This window comes from Burkholderia dolosa (assembly GCF_902499135.1).
Lineage (GTDB): Bacteria > Pseudomonadota > Gammaproteobacteria > Burkholderiales > Burkholderiaceae > Burkholderia > Burkholderia dolosa.
On sequence record NZ_CABVPR010000048.1, the window covers coordinates 1 to 15,452 of the forward strand.

At 66.5% G+C, this 15,452-nt stretch carries 16 protein-coding genes; 6 read left to right on the forward strand and 10 right to left on the reverse strand.

The window, feature by feature from the left end; genetic code table 11:
- From BUB20358_RS19970 to rpoH, 6 genes are all read right to left on the reverse strand, one after another.
- On the reverse strand, positions 1-821 hold an 821-nt coding region (locus tag BUB20358_RS19970), incomplete at its 3' end, for a carbohydate-binding domain-containing protein (protein ID WP_174905105.1).
- A gap of 589 nt (positions 822-1,410) precedes the next feature.
- Entirely contained in the window at positions 1,411-1,527 is a 117-nt protein-coding gene (gene cydX, locus BUB20358_RS19975; RefSeq protein ID WP_006763346.1) for a cytochrome bd-I oxidase subunit CydX, read from the reverse strand.
- A gap of 54 nt (positions 1,528-1,581) precedes the next feature.
- The gene (gene cydB, locus BUB20358_RS19980; RefSeq protein WP_006763347.1) at positions 1,582-2,718 is read right to left on the reverse strand and encodes a cytochrome d ubiquinol oxidase subunit II; all 1,137 of its coding nucleotides are present in this window, start codon (positions 2,716-2,718) and stop codon (positions 1,582-1,584) included.
- Positions 2,719-2,749: 31 nt separating this feature from the next.
- On the reverse strand, positions 2,750-4,327 hold the full coding sequence (locus BUB20358_RS19985) for a cytochrome ubiquinol oxidase subunit I (RefSeq protein WP_035971694.1): 1,578 nt from the start codon (positions 4,325-4,327) through the stop codon (positions 2,750-2,752).
- Entirely contained in the window at positions 4,317-4,595 is a 279-nt protein-coding gene (gene cydP, locus BUB20358_RS19990; RefSeq protein WP_006763350.1) for a cytochrome oxidase putative small subunit CydP, read from the reverse strand. The genes BUB20358_RS19985 and cydP overlap by 11 nt, the downstream gene beginning before the upstream one ends.
- A 376-nt stretch (positions 4,596-4,971) precedes the next feature.
- Positions 4,972-5,907 carry an RNA polymerase sigma factor RpoH gene (gene rpoH, locus BUB20358_RS19995; protein ID WP_006763351.1) on the reverse strand — a complete coding sequence of 312 codons (936 nt, stop codon included), beginning with the start codon at positions 5,905-5,907 and terminating at the stop codon, positions 4,972-4,974.
- Between the two features lie 357 nt (positions 5,908-6,264).
- Here rpoH and BUB20358_RS20000 point away from each other — a divergent pair, with 357 nt between their 5' ends.
- The gene (locus tag BUB20358_RS20000) at positions 6,265-6,834 is read left to right on the forward strand and encodes an acyloxyacyl hydrolase (RefSeq protein ID WP_006763352.1); all 570 of its coding nucleotides are present in this window, start codon (positions 6,265-6,267) and stop codon (positions 6,832-6,834) included.
- A 44-nt stretch (positions 6,835-6,878) separates the two neighbouring features.
- Positions 6,879-7,262, forward strand: a complete 384-nt coding sequence (locus tag BUB20358_RS20005) for a nuclear transport factor 2 family protein (protein ID WP_006763353.1) — start codon at positions 6,879-6,881, stop codon at positions 7,260-7,262.
- Between the two features lie 130 nt (positions 7,263-7,392).
- On the opposite strand, the gene leuA is transcribed toward BUB20358_RS20005, so the two are convergent.
- Complete coding sequence (gene leuA / locus BUB20358_RS20010) at positions 7,393-9,039, reverse strand: 2-isopropylmalate synthase (RefSeq protein ID WP_006763354.1); 1,647 nt, start codon at positions 9,037-9,039, stop codon at positions 7,393-7,395.
- A 365-nt stretch (positions 9,040-9,404) separates the two neighbouring features.
- Positions 9,405-10,379 carry a DNA-binding protein YbiB gene (gene ybiB, locus BUB20358_RS20015; protein WP_006763355.1) on the reverse strand — a complete coding sequence of 325 codons (975 nt, stop codon included), beginning with the start codon at positions 10,377-10,379 and terminating at the stop codon, positions 9,405-9,407.
- A 178-nt stretch (positions 10,380-10,557) separates the two neighbouring features.
- Here ybiB and maiA point away from each other — a divergent pair, with 178 nt between their 5' ends.
- Positions 10,558-11,202 carry a maleylacetoacetate isomerase gene (gene maiA, locus BUB20358_RS20020; protein WP_006763356.1) on the forward strand — a complete coding sequence of 215 codons (645 nt, stop codon included), beginning with the start codon at positions 10,558-10,560 and terminating at the stop codon, positions 11,200-11,202.
- Between the two features lie 110 nt (positions 11,203-11,312).
- On the opposite strand, the gene ftsY is transcribed toward maiA, so the two are convergent.
- Positions 11,313-12,473, reverse strand: coding sequence for a signal recognition particle-docking protein FtsY (gene ftsY / locus BUB20358_RS20025; protein ID WP_006763357.1), 1,161 nt, complete (start codon positions 12,471-12,473; stop codon positions 11,313-11,315).
- A 213-nt stretch (positions 12,474-12,686) separates the two neighbouring features.
- Between ftsY and rsmD the strand changes: the two genes are divergently transcribed.
- From rsmD to BUB20358_RS20040, 3 genes are all read left to right on the forward strand, one after another.
- Positions 12,687-13,301, forward strand: coding sequence for a 16S rRNA (guanine(966)-N(2))-methyltransferase RsmD (rsmD, locus tag BUB20358_RS20030; RefSeq protein ID WP_035971696.1), 615 nt, complete (start codon positions 12,687-12,689; stop codon positions 13,299-13,301).
- A 111-nt stretch (positions 13,302-13,412) separates the two neighbouring features.
- On the forward strand, positions 13,413-13,910 hold the full coding sequence (gene coaD, locus BUB20358_RS20035) for a pantetheine-phosphate adenylyltransferase (protein WP_006398238.1): 498 nt from the start codon (positions 13,413-13,415) through the stop codon (positions 13,908-13,910).
- Positions 13,911-13,969: 59 nt separating this feature from the next.
- Entirely contained in the window at positions 13,970-14,236 is a 267-nt protein-coding gene (locus BUB20358_RS20040; RefSeq protein WP_006763359.1) for a YfhL family 4Fe-4S dicluster ferredoxin, read from the forward strand.
- Between the two features lie 79 nt (positions 14,237-14,315).
- Here BUB20358_RS20040 and hisC read toward each other — a convergent pair whose 3' ends face one another.
- On the reverse strand, positions 14,316-15,383 hold the full coding sequence (gene hisC / locus BUB20358_RS20045; protein WP_006763360.1) for a histidinol-phosphate transaminase: 1,068 nt from the start codon (positions 15,381-15,383) through the stop codon (positions 14,316-14,318).
- Positions 15,384-15,452: the final 69 nt, after the last annotated feature.

A 15,452-nucleotide genomic window follows, 5' to 3' on the forward strand; every position in this document is an offset into this window, starting at 1 on the left:
CGCACCGGCACGCGCGTGCCGTCGAGGCCGAGCGTCGTCGCGCGTTCGCGCAGCGCGGCGACCTGCGCGGCCGGCAGATCGGACAACGCGAGCTCGACGCCGCGCAGCTCGAGCGCGCCGGCCAGCATCTGCTGCCGCTTCACGCTCGGCAACGCGCGGCTCGGATCGGGGCGGGCCGCCACCGGCGGTGCGTTGCCGGTCGAACTGTTCTGCGCGTCGGCCGGCAGCGATTCGACGTAGCGAAGTTCGTCGTCGGTGTCGTTGTAGCGCAGCACGGCCGGCGGCGCGCCGTCGACGACCACATACGGGCGCGGAATCACGTCGCTGTAGCGGCGCAGCCAGTATTCGGCGACGAACGGCAGCTCGACGCGCTCGCCGGGCGCGAGCCGCAGCGCGCCGGGCTGCGGCGTCAGCGCGTACAGGTCGCCGGTGAGCCGGCGCAGCGCGAAGCCCGGACGGTCGATCCGCAGCAGGCGGCGGATGCTGTGCAGATAGAGCCTCCAGCCGGCGGCGGCGATCGTTCGATGGCCGCGATTCTGCAGGATCAGGCGGCCCGTCGCGCACGCGGCGCCGTCGGCGCCGAGATCGGCGCACGGCACGCCGGCCGCCGCTGCATGATTGTTGTCGACGGCGACGCGCAACGCGAGGCCGTTCGACAGCACCGCCGCGAGTTCGGCCGGCGATACGGCGGGCGACGCAGCGGCGGCAGCGGCGGCCGGCGGCGCGGCAGGCGCGGGCGGCGCGGATTGGGCGAAGGTCGCGCACGCAGGCAGCGCGGCGACCAGCAGGCCGGCGACGATGGACGGAATGAGTCGGTTCATGCGAACTCCTGAGGGCAAAAGGGGGCCGGCGGCGTCGGAAGGACGTCGCTTCGATCGGTCTTTCAACGGAGCTGCGGAAACACCCGCGCGCGGGCGATACGGCCGCGCCGCGCGCGTTCGGCACGCGGCGCGTGCGTTACGGGACGGGCGGCGGACAGGCGTGCCGGCTCGTGCGGCATCGGAGCGCGCGGTTTTTCATCGGCGGCACGTGGGGAAGGCGCTCGACGCGAAATGGCGGCGCCGCTCGCCGCCGTTCGACCATTCGCGCGTCGACGACGCGGCAGCGCACATCGCGCACGGCCGACGGCATCGCGCGGCCGCGCGTACGCGATACGGGATTCGCATGTCTCCCCCACCCGGAAGGATTCGGCCTGTCAGCGGCCGCGTCCAACGATCTTATGAAACCTTTTATTGGTATTCAAGTGGTATCAATCTGGCGCTAAATTGGGATCGCCGAAGCGCCGGTTTGCGACGACGGACGCCGGCATGAGCCGAAAAAAACCTCGCGCGATGCGAGGTTCGTGCCGCTTCAGAACGGCGGTGGCGGCGACGCGGCGCGATGCACCGCGTGCGCGTCGATCGTCAATCGTCAATCGCGACGCACGCGCGCTTCCTGTTGCTTGTGGCGCGCTTCGAGCCACATCGCGTTGACGATGCCGAACGACAACGCGACGCCGATACCGAGAATCCAGCTGAAATACCACATGATCCGACTCCTTGCGAAACGAAGAGGCCGAGGCGCTCGCGCGCCTCGCCTGGTTTAGTACATCGTGTGCGTGTTCTCTTCGAGCGTCCGGTGCGTGACCTTGCCGCGCATCACGCGATAGACCCAGCTCGTGTACGCGAGGATGATCGGCAGGAACACGATCACCGCGAACAGCATCACCAGCAGCGTCTTCCGGCTCGACGTCGAATCCCAGACGGTCAGGCTGCTGCGCGGGTCGAGCGACGACGGCATGATGAACGGGAACATCGAGAAGCCCGCAGTCAGGATCACGCCGGCGACCATCAGGCCCGTGCAGAAGAACGCGGTTTTTTCGCGGCGCGAGCCGGCGAGCAGCGCGGCAAGCAGGCCGCCCGCGATCGCGACCGCGGGCGCGGCGATCATCCACGGATACGCGCGGTAGTTCGCGAGCCACAGGCCCGAACCCGCGGCGACGTCCTTCAGCAGCGGATTCGCGACCGTGTCGGTCGGCGCGGCGCGCGTGATGTGGAAGCCGCCGATGTAGGACGCGATCAGCACGCCGGCCAGCACGAACAGCACGACCGCGACGAACGACGACACGCGCAGCGCGACGGACGCGCGGCGCGCGATCGCGCCGTCGGTCTTCATCTTGATGAACGCGGCGCCGTGCGCGACCAGCATCGCGAGGCTGACGAGCCCGCACAGCAGCGCGAACGGATTGAGCAGCGCCCAGAAGCTGCCGTGATAGCTGACGCGCAGATCGCCATCGAAGCGGAACGGCACGCCCTGCAGCAGATTGCCGAACGCGACGCCGAACACGAGCGCCGGTACGAAGCCGCCGACGAACAGGCCCCAATCCCAGCCGGCGCGCCAGCGCGGGTCCGGCCGCTTGCTGCGATAGTCGAAGCCGACCGGCCGGAAGAACAGCGCGAACAGCACGAGCAGCATCGCGAAGTAGAAGCCGGAGAACGATGCCGCATAGACGAGCGGCCACGCGGCGAACATCGCGCCGCCTGCGGTGATCAGCCAGACCTGGTTGCCTTCCCACGTCGCGCCGACGGTGTTGACGATGATCCGGCGCTCGTCGTCCGTCTTGCCGAGGAACGGCAGCAGCGCGGTCGCACCCATGTCGAAGCCGTCGGTGACGGCGAAGCCGATCAGCAGCACGCCGACGAGCAGCCACCAGATCAGCTTGAGCGTTGCATAGTCCATAGCGATTCCTTGTTTCGTTTCGGGGGCGTGCTCATGCCGCGGCGTGCTCGCGGGCGGCGAGCTCGTGGTGATAGCGGCCGGTATGCAGCGACGACGGACCGAGCCGCGCGTACTTGAACATCAGCTTGATCTCGATCACGAACAGCGCGGTATAGAACGCGATGAAGCCGGCGAGACTCAGGTACAGATCCGACGGCGTCAGGCTCGACGCGGACAGATGCGTCGGCAGCACGCCGGCGATGGTCCACGGCTGGCGCCCGAGCTCGGCGACGACCCAGCCGAATTCGGCCGCGAGCCACGGCAGCGGGATCGCCCACACCGCATAGCGGAGGAACCAGCGACGGTTGTCCTGCAGCAGTTCGCGGCGCGCGCAGAACCAGAACGCGGCGACGAACGTCGCGAGGAACAGGAAGCCGAGGAACACCATGATCCGGAACGAGAAGAACACGGGCGCGACCGGCGGAATCGTCTTCTTCGCCGCCGCTTCGATCTGCGCGGGCGTCGCGTCGGTCACATTCGGCGTGAACTGCTTGAGCATCAGCCCGTAGCCGAGATACTGCTTGTGCTCGTCGAACAGCGCGCGCGTCGCGGCGCTCGCGTCGCCGGCCTTGATCTTCTGCAGCGCGCCGTACGCGATCATGCCGCTCTGGATGTGCTCCTCGCTGCGCTTCGCGAGCTCGCGCAGGCCGATCACCGGCTCGTCGATCGAGCGCGTCGCGATCAGGCCGAGCGCGTACGGGATCTTGATCGCGTAGTCGGTCCGCTGCGCTTCCTGGTTCGGGATGCCGATCAGCGTGAACGACGCGGGCGCCGGCTGCGTCTCCCATTCGGATTCGATCGCGGCGAGCTTCATCTTCTGCACTTCGCCGGTCGTGTAGCCCGACTCGTCGCCGAGCACGATCACGCAGAGCGTCGATGCGAGACCGAAGCCGGCCGCGACCGCGAACGAGCGCAGCGCGAAATCGACGTCGCGCTTCTTCAGCAGATACCACGACGACACGCCGAGCACGAACATCGCCGCCGTCACGTAGCCGGCCGACACGGTATGCACGAACTTCACCTGCGCGACCGGATTGAACAGCACGTCGAACAGGCTCGTCAGCTCCATGCGCATCGTTTCGTAGTTGAACTCGGCGCCGACCGGATTGTTCATCCAGCCGTTCGCGACGAGGATCCACAGCGCGGACAGATTGGAGCCGAGCGCGACGAGGAACGTGACGATCAGATGCTGGACTTTCGACAATCGGTTCCAGCCGAAGAAGAACAGCCCGACGAACGTCGACTCGAGGAAGAACGCCATCAGCCCTTCGACCGCGAGCGGCACGCCGAAGATGTCGCCGACGTAGTGCGAGTAGTACGACCAGTTCGTGCCGAACTGGAATTCGAGCGTGATGCCGGTCGTCACGCCCATCGCGAAGTTGATCCCGAACAGCTTGCCCCAGAACTGCGTCATGTCCTTGTAGACCTGCTTGCCGGTCATCACGTAGACGGCTTCCATGATGACGAGCAGCCAGGACAGGCCGAGCGTCAGCGGCACGAACAGAAAGTGGTAGAGCGCCGTGATGCCGAACTGCAGGCGCGACAGATCGACGACTTCGCTACTTATCATGGTGGTCTCCGTCGGTAGAAGCGGGCGCCGGCACCGAGAGCAGCTTCTCGGCGACGACGGCAGGCGGCAGCGACATGTGCTCGGCCTGCGGATGATTGAAGAATGCGTATTTGAGCGACATCAGCAGGATCAGCTTGGCGATCAGCACGAGCGTGATGTCGCGGGCGAGGGTCGGCCCGCGTGCCCACGCGGCGATGCGCGCGCGCCAGCCGAGCGTGCCGGCGCTGCGCTGCCGACGCGGTGCGGGCTCTTTATTGATCGAGATCAACGCGGTGGTCCTGAATCGATTGACATCCGTTTTGGGGCGACTTTGTGTCGTGATTTATGACGGCTGTTGAGCTGTTTTTAGTCTTTGTGTGCCGTACATGCCAATTTTAAAAGGCCGGCATTGCGCTGCCGAGCGCCGCGGTGCGGCAGACCGTCGCGAAACGCGGGCCGAAACTTGAGCTGGATCAATGGAGTGCGGAACACGCGCGCGAATCGCCAATAGCCGATGAATTCGGTCAGTTAATCGGCGAGAAAACGCGCGCGGAGAAGGCGGGGAAAACGAACGGGAAACGATGTATGAAAAAAACTGCCCGAAAAAAAACCGCTGCCGGTCGGGCAGCGGTTTTCGGTGACGCGGGTATTGTGATTGCCGGGATTTACGCGTATTCGGCGAGGGCGGTACGCATCTTTTTCATCGCGCTCGCTTCGATCTGGCGGATGCGTTCCGCCGACACGCCGAATTCGGCCGCGAGGTCGTGCAGCGTCGAGCCGCCCGAGCCGTCGTCGTCGACGTTCAGCCAGCGCGCCTCGATGATGCGGCGGCTGCGCGCATCGAGCGCGTCGAGCGCTTGCGCGATGCCGTCCGTCTGCAGCATGTCGCGCTGACGTGCGGCGAGCACCGCGGTAGGCTCGTTGTGCGAATCCGCGAGATACGCGATCGGCGCGTACGACTCCTCGCCGTCCTCGACCTGGCCTTCGAGCGCGACGTCGCCGCCCGACAGGCGCGTTTCCATCTCGGCCACCTCTTCGCGCTTGACGTTGAGCTCCTGCGCGAGGCCGTCGATTTCCTCCGGCGTCATCGCCTGCATGCTCTTTTTGTGGCTGCGCAGATTGAAGAACAGCTTGCGCTGCGCCTTCGTCGTCGCGACTTTCACCATCCGCCAGTTGCGCAGGATGTACTCGTGGATCTCGGCCTTGATCCAGTGAATCGCGTACGAGACCAGGCGCACGTTTTGCGCCGGATCGAAACGCTTCACGGCCTTCATCAGGCCGATGTTGCCTTCCTGGATCAGGTCGCCGTGCGGCAGCCCGTAGCCGAGATAGTTGCGCGCGATCGACACGACCAGGCGCAGGTGCGACAGCACGAGCCGACGTGCGGCTTCGAGGTTGTTGTTTTCGCGGAATTCGGTCGCGTACTGGCGTTCCTCTTCGGCGGTCAGCAGCGGGATACGGTTGACGGCCTGGATGTACGCATCGATGTTGCCGAGCTGACCCGGCAGCATCGACAGAGGTGCGAGCGCCAGCGAGCCTGCCGATTCGGCCTTGGCCGGCGTCGGGCTCAGGGTGTTCGGGAGGGTCAGGGCGTTGCTCACTAAAAACTCCTTTGGAATCAGGGATCAACCCTGGGTTCGGATCGGATTCCGAGGCCAATCTTAGCACTCCCGGAATCCGAGTGCTAATCCTTAGAGCTGGTGCGGGCATCGGAGTTCCCGAATTTCCTATCGAAATCGATGTTTCAATAGTAATGGTGCGACCGGGGGCAAAGAGCGAAGTTCCGTAAGTGCTTGTTTTGGATGGCAATCAGTAGACGATTCCGATTTTTGTAGTTTTGGAAGCAAACAATTTCGCTTCGTGATGCCGATTCGAAAAGTCCTTTACCATACCATTCAGTTCGCTCGGGCCCGGCCGTCGCGGCAGGCTCCATTCAACCCACAAAGTTGGAGTGTCAGATGAACAACAAGAACAAGCGCCGGTCCCGCAGCCGGCTTGCGCTGCATGCGATGCTGGCCGCGTCCCTGCTGGGAGGATCGAGTGCGGCGTTCGCGGACCGGTGGGGGATCCAGGCCGGCGGCGGCTTTTCGGATCGTCACGGGATCGACAAGGCCGATTTGGCCGTCGTCTGGGATCCCGGCTGGAACTGGTGGGAGATCGGCGGCTGGCACTTCGCGTTCGTGCTGGAAGGCCATGCGAGCTACTGGCATACCGGCGGCAACGTTCACGGCAATATCGGCGAGTTCGGCGCAACGCCGATGATCCGTTTCATCAAGAGCTCGGGGCAGGTGCGCCCGTTCATCGAAGCCGGCGCCGGCGTCCGGCTGCTGACGCACCCGACGATCTCGAACAACCTGTCGCTGTCGACCGCGTTTCAGTTCGCGGACGTCGCGGGCGTCGGCGCACAGTTCGGGCAGCGGCAACAGTATCAGGTCGGTTACCGCTTTCAACATGTGTCTAACGCGGGTATCAAAGAGCCCAATCCTAGTATAAATTTCCACCAGTTCTACGTGCAGTACAACTTCTGATCCGCATGCCCGGCACGGCGTGCGCGTTGCCGAGGAGTCAGGCGATGACGAAGGTGGTCGATGCGATTCGCGCGCTCGAGCGCGATCGGTTCCGAGCGATGGTGGACGCAGACGACGAGGCGCTCGACGCGCTGCTGTCGGACAAGGTGTTCTACGTGCACACCAACGGCAAGCGCGAAACCAAGCAGCAGTTCATCGACGCCATCGCCGCCGGCCGCCGCCGCTATCGTCAGATCGAGATCCAGTCGCAGGACGTGCTGCCCGTCGGCGACGAGACCTGCGTCGTCACCGGACGCGCACTGATCGAGATGGAAACGAACAACGGCGGCCTCGTGTTCCCGATCGCCTATACCGCCGTCCAGACCCAGGAGCAGGGCCGCTGGCGCCTGCTCGCATGGCAGGCGACGCGGTGCGCGACCGATACATGAGCGCGGGTGGCGCTCGTTTTCGTGTTCCGATCGAAGCGGCCTTTTCGGCCGCTTTTTGCTGGCCCGTGCGACGCGGATCGCGCGGCGCACGGGCGGTCACGCACCGCTCGCTGACGTTCCGGCGCTGAAATCAGGCCGCCGCGCGGCGGTCTGCGCCGTGCCATGCCGACCGGTTGATCGCGCTGACCACCGCATCGAGCGCGGCGCTCGCCGCATCGGCATGCAGCCCGACGCCATGACGCAGCGGCGCATCGCCGACCCGGCAGCCGACCGATACCGCGATTCGTCCATCGCTCGTGCGCGTGTGTTCGCACGACGCGACGTCGATCGTCGTACCGGCCGCCGCCGCGAATGCCGCGACCGCGCGCTGCACGGCGTCCTCGGGCGTTGCATCGGCCGGCGGCGCACCGGCAATGTCGCGGTTGCGCCAGCGCGCGGTGTTGCCGTGGCGCGCAGCGGGGCCGTCGGTCTCGAAGAATTCGCGCACGAACAGCGCGCAGATCGCGTCGTCCGTCACTTCTTCGCCCGACGCGTCGGCAAGCGTCTGCACCGCATGGCTGAATTCGATCTGCACGCGGCGCGTCGGCGTGAAGCCCATGCCGCGCTCGAGCAGGAACGTCGCGCCGCCCTTGCCGGACTGGCTGTTCACGCGGATCACCGCGTCGTAGCTGCGGCCGAGATCGGCCGGGTCGATCGGCAGGTACGGCACCTCCCACACCGCATCGGCGCGCTGTTGCGCGAAACCCTTGCGGATCGCATCCTGGTGCGAACCCGAGAACGCGGTGAAGACGAGGTCGCCCGCGTACGGATGGCGCGGATGCACGGGGATCCGGTTGCAGCGCTCGACGACGCGGCGCACCGCGTCGATGTCGGAGAAATCGAGGCCCGGATCGATCCCCTGCGTGTAGAGGTTCAGCGCGAGCGTGACGAGATCGACGTTGCCGGTACGCTCGCCGTTGCCGAACAGGCAGCCTTCGATGCGATCGGCGCCGGCGAGCAGCGCGAGTTCGGCGGCGGCGACCGCGGTACCGCGGTCGTTGTGCGGATGCACGGACAACACGATGCTGTCGCGATACGCGAGATTGCGGTCCATCCATTCGATCTGGTCGGCGAACACGTTCGGGGTGGCCGCTTCGACGGTCGCCGGCAGATTCACGATCATCTTGCGATCGCGGGTCGGACGCCACGTCTGCACGACCGCGTCGCACACTTCGCGCGCGAACGTCAGCTCGGTCATGCTGAAGGTTTCCGGCGAGTACTGGTAGATCCAGTGCGTGTCCGGCCGCGCGGCCGCGTGTTCCTTGATGATGCGCGTGCCGTCGACCGCGAGCGCCTTCACGTCGTCCTTCGACATCCCGAACACGATGCGGCGGAACGACGGACAGATCGCGTTGTACAGATGGACGATCGCGCGCGGCACGCCGTCGAGCGCTTCGAACGTGCGTGCGATCAGGTCTTCGCGCGACTGCACGAGCACTTCGATCGTCACGTCGTCGGGAATGCGCTTCTCGTCGATCAGCTTGCGGACGAAATCGAAGTCGGTTTGCGACGCCGACGGAAAACCGACTTCGATCTCCTTGAAGCCGATCGCGACCAGCATCTCGAAGAATTCGAGCTTCTGCTCGATACTCATCGGCTCGATCAACGACTGGTTGCCGTCGCGCAGGTCGGTGCTCATCCAGACCGGCGCACGCTCGATCGTGCGGGTGGGCCAGCGGCGGCCGTTGATGCGGACGGGCTCGAACGGTCGGTACTTTTCTTGCGGATTGCGCTTCATCTTCTGGACCTCGGGTCTCAAGTCGCGAGCGAAGACGGGCGGCAGCGGCGACGGTTGGCCTGCCTCGCACCGCGGCGCCGGATCGCGCTACGGATGCGGATGATCTTCGCGAATCGGCCGACGGATAGCCGGACGACAGCTGACGACTTCGGGTTGTAAAAACTGCGAGAAGGGTGCTGCGAGGAACTGCGGGAGGGACCGTGCGAACGGCACACGGCGCTATGACAGCCTTACGCTAGTCGTAGCGATAGCGGCCGCGCTAGGCGGCCGGAGGTAATTCGGAGGGTGTTCGGAAAGGAACGCATGTCGGCAACTCTATGCCAGGAGGCGGGCGGCTGTCAAATGGTCGGCTGCGCCGGCCGCGTTCAGCGCGCGATGCGGGCGATCCGCACGATCGTCGCGACCTGGCGCGCGAGCGTGTCGGGCACCGGGATTTCGCCGCGCAGCACCGCGTCCGTCCATGCGGCCGTCGTCGCTGCGTCGCGCGATTCCGGCAGCGGCACCGGCGGCGCGTCGGCGGACGAGCGCTCGGCGTCGATCAGCGTGTCGCACGCGCCGTCGTGCAGCCAGTCGACCTGCACCTGACGCCGCGTGTCGGCGACGGCTTCGCCTTCCGTGCCGCGTGCGAGCAGCGCGCCGCCGAGCGCCGCGTCCGGATGGTCGCGGAACAGTAGTGCGAGGCTGTCGCGATACGGCGGATGCGTGTAGTTGACGAGCCGCAGCCCGGCCGGCGCGAACGGCTGCAGGATCTTCACGAGCGTGTGCGTCGAGTTGCGCACGCCGAGCACGCTCCGTATCGCCAGCAGGCGCGCGATGCGCGGCGCCAGCACGTCGATCGGCGCGAATGCGACGCGGCGCTCGGCGAGCGTGTCCTCGATCGCGTCGTGCGACGTCGATGGCGCGATCGACAGCGCCGAAAAGATCTCCGCGCTCGTCACGCGGCCGGGATCGCGTTCGACGCCGTGCACGAGTACCGGCACGCCTTCGCGCGCGAGCAGCAGCGCGAGCAGCGGCACGAGGTTCGGCTGCTTGCGCGCGCCGTTGTAGCTCGGGATCGACACCGGCCGGAATGCGGCGTCCTGCACGTGCAGCGGCTCGAACGACGCCTGCGCGGCGGCCAGCATCGCGGCCAGTTCGTCGGCCGTTTCTCCTTTGAGCCGATAGGCGATCAGGATGGCGCCGAGTTCGACGTCCGACACGCGGCCGTCGAGCATCGCGCGGTACAGCTCGAACGTGTCGTCGGCGGACAGCGCGCGTGCGCCGTGCGGGCCGCGGCCGATTTCCTTGATGAAGCGGGCGCAGGGAAACGGTTCGGCGGCGGGGTCGTGGAAAGCGGTCATCGGAGCGTCGGGCGGGCGGCCGCCATCGGGCCGCGCGGCAATCGTGAAGAATGCCCCGAGTATCGCACGGGCGGCGCGCGGCAACGCGGCGCGTCGCGCTACACTCTGGGTCCCGGCGGCGCGCCGCCATGCCGCGCACGGGCCGTCGCCGACCGAATACGACTACGAGAGACATCCGATGAAGCTCTACAGCTATTTCCGCAGTTCCGCGTCGTACCGCGTGCGGATCGCCCTGAACCTGAAACGGCTGCCGTTCGACTACGTTCCGGTGCACATGCTGCGCGACGGCGGCCAGCAGCTGAAGGACGAATATCGCGCGCTGAACCCGGATGCGCTGGTGCCGACGCTCGTCGACGGCGACGTGACGCTGCAGCAGTCGCTGGCGATCATCGAGTATCTCGAAGAGACGCATCCCGAGCCGCCGCTGCTGCCGCAGCGGCCGGCCGATCGCGCTTACGTGCGCGCGATCGCGCTGCAGATCGCGTGCGAAATCCATCCGCTCGACAACCTGCGCGTGCTGAAGTACCTGAAGCACACGCTGCAGGTGACCGAGGACGCGAAGAACGCATGGTACCGGCACTGGATCGAGGCCGGTTTCGCGTCGCTGGAGACGCGTCTCGCGAACGATCCGCGCACCGGCAAGCTATGCTTCGGCGACACGCCGACGCTGGCCGACCTGTGCATCGTGCCGCAGGTGTTCAATGCGAATCGCTTCTCGATCGATACGACGCGTTATCCGACGATCCAGCGGATCGCCGACTACGCGTCGACGCTCGACGCATTCAAGGCCGCCGAACCGGGCGTCCAGCCGGACGCGGAGTGAGAGTGAAAACGCGGGCCGGGCCCGCGTGCGGACGTGACGAAGGGCGCGTGAAGATGACGAAGGGGCGCCCGAACGCGCCCCCTTTGTGTAGCGTTGCGCGTCGGCCGCGTTCAGCCGAGCAGCGCGTCCGCGAATTCCTCGGCGCTGAACGGCTGCAGGTCCTCGACCTTCTCGCCGACGCCGATGAAGTAAACCGGCACCGGCCGCTGCCGCGCGATCGCGGCGAGAATCCCGCCCTTTGCGGTGCCGTCGAGCTTCGTGACGATCAAGCCGGTGAGGCCGAGCGCATCGTCGAACGCCTTGACCTGCGTGAGCGCGTTCTGGCCCGTGTTCGCGTCGATCACGAGCAGCACTTCGTGCGGCGCGCCGTCGTGGGCCTTCGAAATCACGCGCTTCACCTTCTTCAGCTCTTCCATCAGATGCAGCTGCGTCGGCAGGCGGCCGGCCGTGTCGGCCATCATCACGTCGATCTTGCGCGCGCGCGCCGCGCTGACCGCATCGAAGATCACCGCGGCCGGGTCGCCGCTTTCCTGCTGCACGACCGTCACGTTGTTGCGCTCGCCCCAGACCGCGAGCTGTTCGCGCGCCGCTGCACGGAACGTGTCGCCGGCCGCCAGCAGCACCGACTGATCGAAGCTCTGCAGATGCTTCGCGAGCTTGCCGATGCTGGTCGTCTTGCCCGCGCCGTTCACGCCCGCGATCATCATCACGAGCGGCTGCGCGCGGCCGAGCACCAGCGATTTCTCGAGCGGCGTCAGCAGTTCGACGAGCAGATCGCGCAGCGCGCTCTTCACCTGCTGCGGATCGGTCAGCCGGCCCACGCGCACTTTTTCGCGCAGCGCGCCGAGCAGGTATTCGGTCGCGTCGACGCCCGCGTCCGACATCAGCAACGCGGTTTCGAGCTCCTCGTACAGATCCTCGTCGATCTTCGTGTTGACGAATACGCCGGTGATGCTCGAGCCCGTCTTCGCGAGCCCGGTCTTCAGGCGCGCGAGCCACGATTTCTTCGCGGACGCATCCTGCATGGGCGGCGGGACGATCTCGACGGTCTCGACGACTTCGTCGCGGCCGTCGTTGGTCGGCGTGACGGTCATCACGACGGCCGGCGCGGCCGGTTGCGCGGCGGGGTCCTGCGGTGCATCGGGCGTCTGCGGCGCATCGGACGCCTGCTGTGCATCGGACGACTCGTCCGATTGCGGCGCGTCGGCCGGCTGCGATTCCGCGGGATCGGAATCCTGCGTTTTCTTGAATCGTTTGAAGAAGCTGAACATGGTCTGGCGTGTCGGGAAGAGGGCGGATTGCCGCCCGGGAAAGCGGGGCGCCGCAGGGGCCGCATTGCGCGCGGGCGCGCGACGGCCGAAGCCCCGCATTTTATCAGTGCGGCGCCTGCGCGCGCCGGCCGCCGATGCCGCTGTGGTAACGTGCGCGTGTTTGGCGGCGCGCCCTCGCGCGCGCCCGTTCCCCTCCGTTGTCGATATTTCCGTATGTCCCGTTCCTCTTCCGGCCGCTCGGCGGCCTCCGCGAGCCGCGGCAAACCGCACACGATCCGCATCATCGGCGGCGACTGGAAGCGCACGCCGCTCGCGGTGCTCGATCTCGACGGTCTGCGTCCGACGCCCGATCGCGTGCGTGAAACGCTGTTCAACTGGCTCGGCCAGAACCTCGACGGCCAGCGCTGCCTCGACCTGTTCGCGGGCACCGGCGCGCTCGGCTTCGAAGCCGCGTCGCGCGGCGCCGCGAGCGTCGTGATGGTCGAGCGCCACCCGCGCGCGGCGCAGCAGTTGCGGGCGATCAAGGACAAGCTCGGCGCGCGCACCGTCGAAGTCGCGGAAGCGGACGGCCTGCGGCTCGCGGCCGGACTCGCACCTGGCGCATTCGACGTCGTGTTCCTCGATCCGCCGTTCGGCGAGCCCGACATGCTCGCTCGCGCGCTTGCGCTGACGGCGCCGCTCGTCGCGCCGGGCGGCGCGCTGTACGTCGAGAGCGGAGCCGACCTCGACCCGTCCGCGCATCCGGCGCTCGCGGGTTGGCAGGTCGTCAGGCACGGTAAGGCCGGCGCGGTCCACTATCATTTGCTGCGGCGCGAAAATGATGAATAATGCGCGTTCCATACGAGGCGGCGCGCCGCAACGGCGACGCCTGCCCATTCCGGCAGCGGCGTGCGTGTCGCACGGCTGCCTCCCCGTTTGCGTGATGACAGGAGGAGCGACATGGTAGTCGCCGTGTATCCCGGTACGTTCGATCCGCTGACGCGCGGGCACGAAGACCTCGTGCGGCGAGCGTCGAGCATTTTTGATACGCTGGTGGTCGGCGTTGCGGACAGCCGCGCAAAGAAGCCGTTTTTCTCGCTCGAAGAACGTCTGAAGATTGCGAACGAGGTGCTCGGTCACTATCCGAACGTGAAGGTGATGGGGTTCAAGGGTCTGCTGAAGGACTTCGTCCGCACCAACAACGCGCGCGTGATCGTGCGCGGCCTGCGCGCCGTGTCCGACTTCGAGTACGAATTCCAGATGGCGGGGATGAACCGCTACCTGCTGCCCGACGTCGAGACGATGTTCATGACGCCGTCCGACCAGTACCAGTTCATCTCGGGGACGATCGTGCGCGAAATTGCGCAGCTGGGCGGCGATGTCAGCAAGTTCGTGTTTCCGTCCGTCGAGAAGTGGCTGACCGAGAAAGTCGCCGCGATGGGAGGGCCGGCCGCGTGATGCGGCGCCGGCCGGTTTCGTTGCGAACCCGGCCGCCGGCCTGAAGAAGTGAGATCAGTATGGCTTTGATGATTACCGACGAGTGCATCAATTGCGACGTGTGCGAGCCCGAGTGCCCAAACGGTGCAATTTCGATGGGCCCGGACATCTACGTGATCGACCCGAACAAGTGCACTGAATGCGTTGGCCATTTCGACGAGCCGCAGTGCCAGCAGGTATGTCCGGTCGAATGCATTCCGCGCGATCCGCAGCATGACGAATCGCACGCGCAGTTGATGGAGAAATATCACGCGCTGATTGCCGCGAAGGGCGACGACGCGCAGTGATTCGCGCAGCGACGCATGCGCCGGCGGGATTCGGCGCGTGCGTAATGGTCTTGGCCGGCGCGGCTGCGCCGGTCGCGGTTCAGCCGAGCAGGCCGCGCAACGCGGCGACGAGCGCATCGCATTCGGCGTCGGTGCCGACGGTAATGCGCAGGTGCTGATCGATTCGCGGCAGCCGGAAGTGCCGCACGAAAATTTCCCGTTCCTTCAGTTTGGCCGCGAGCGTGCCTGCATCGTGCGCGGGATGGCGCGCGAACACGAAATTCGCGGCCGACGGCACGACGTCGAAGCCGAGTTGCTCGAGCGCGTGCGTGAGCCGCGTGCGGCTGTCGATCACGCGCCGGCACGTCGTACCGAAATACGCGTCGTCCTCGTATGCGGCCTGCGCGGCGACCTGTGCAAGCCGGTCGAGCGGATACGAATTGAAGCTGTCCTTCACGCGGTTCAGCGCGTCGATCAGCGCCGCATCGCCGAATGCAAAGCCCACGCGCATGCCGGCGAGCGAGCGCGCCTTCGACGTCGTGTGCACGACGAGCAGGTTCGGATGGCGGTCGATCAGCGTGATCGCCGATTCCGCGCCGAAATCGACGTACGCCTCGTCGATCACGACGACCGATGACGGGTTCGCGGCCGCGATCCGCTCGACGTCCGCGCGCGGCAGCGCGCGCCCGGTCGGCGCATTCGGGTTCGGAAACAGCACGCTGCCGCCGTCGTCGAGATAGTCGTCGACACGGATCGAGAGGTCGTCCGCGAGCGGCACGATCTTCGTTTGAACGCCGTACAGGCGCGCATACGTCGGATAGAAGCTGTACGTGATGTCGGGAAAGCGCAGCGGCCGGTCGTGCTTGAGCAGCGCCTGGAACGTGTGCGCGAGCACCTCGTCGGAGCCGTTGCCGACGAATACCTGATCGGGAGCGATCCGGTGATGCGCGGCGACGGTTTCGCGCAGCGCACGCGCGAGCGGGTCCGGATAGCGGCGCAGCGTGTCGCCGGTTGCGCCGAGTTCGCGTGCGATCGCCGCGACGACGCGCGGCGACGGCGGATAGGGATTCTCGTTGGTGTTCAGCTTGACGGGGTGTGCGAGCGCGGGCTGCTCACCCGGCACGTACGGGACGAGTTGCTGAACGATGTCGCTCCAGTAACGGCTCACCGCTTGGCTCCTGACGGACAAAACGACAGAGATTACCGCATGCACGCGGCGACGGCGCGCGATCGTGCA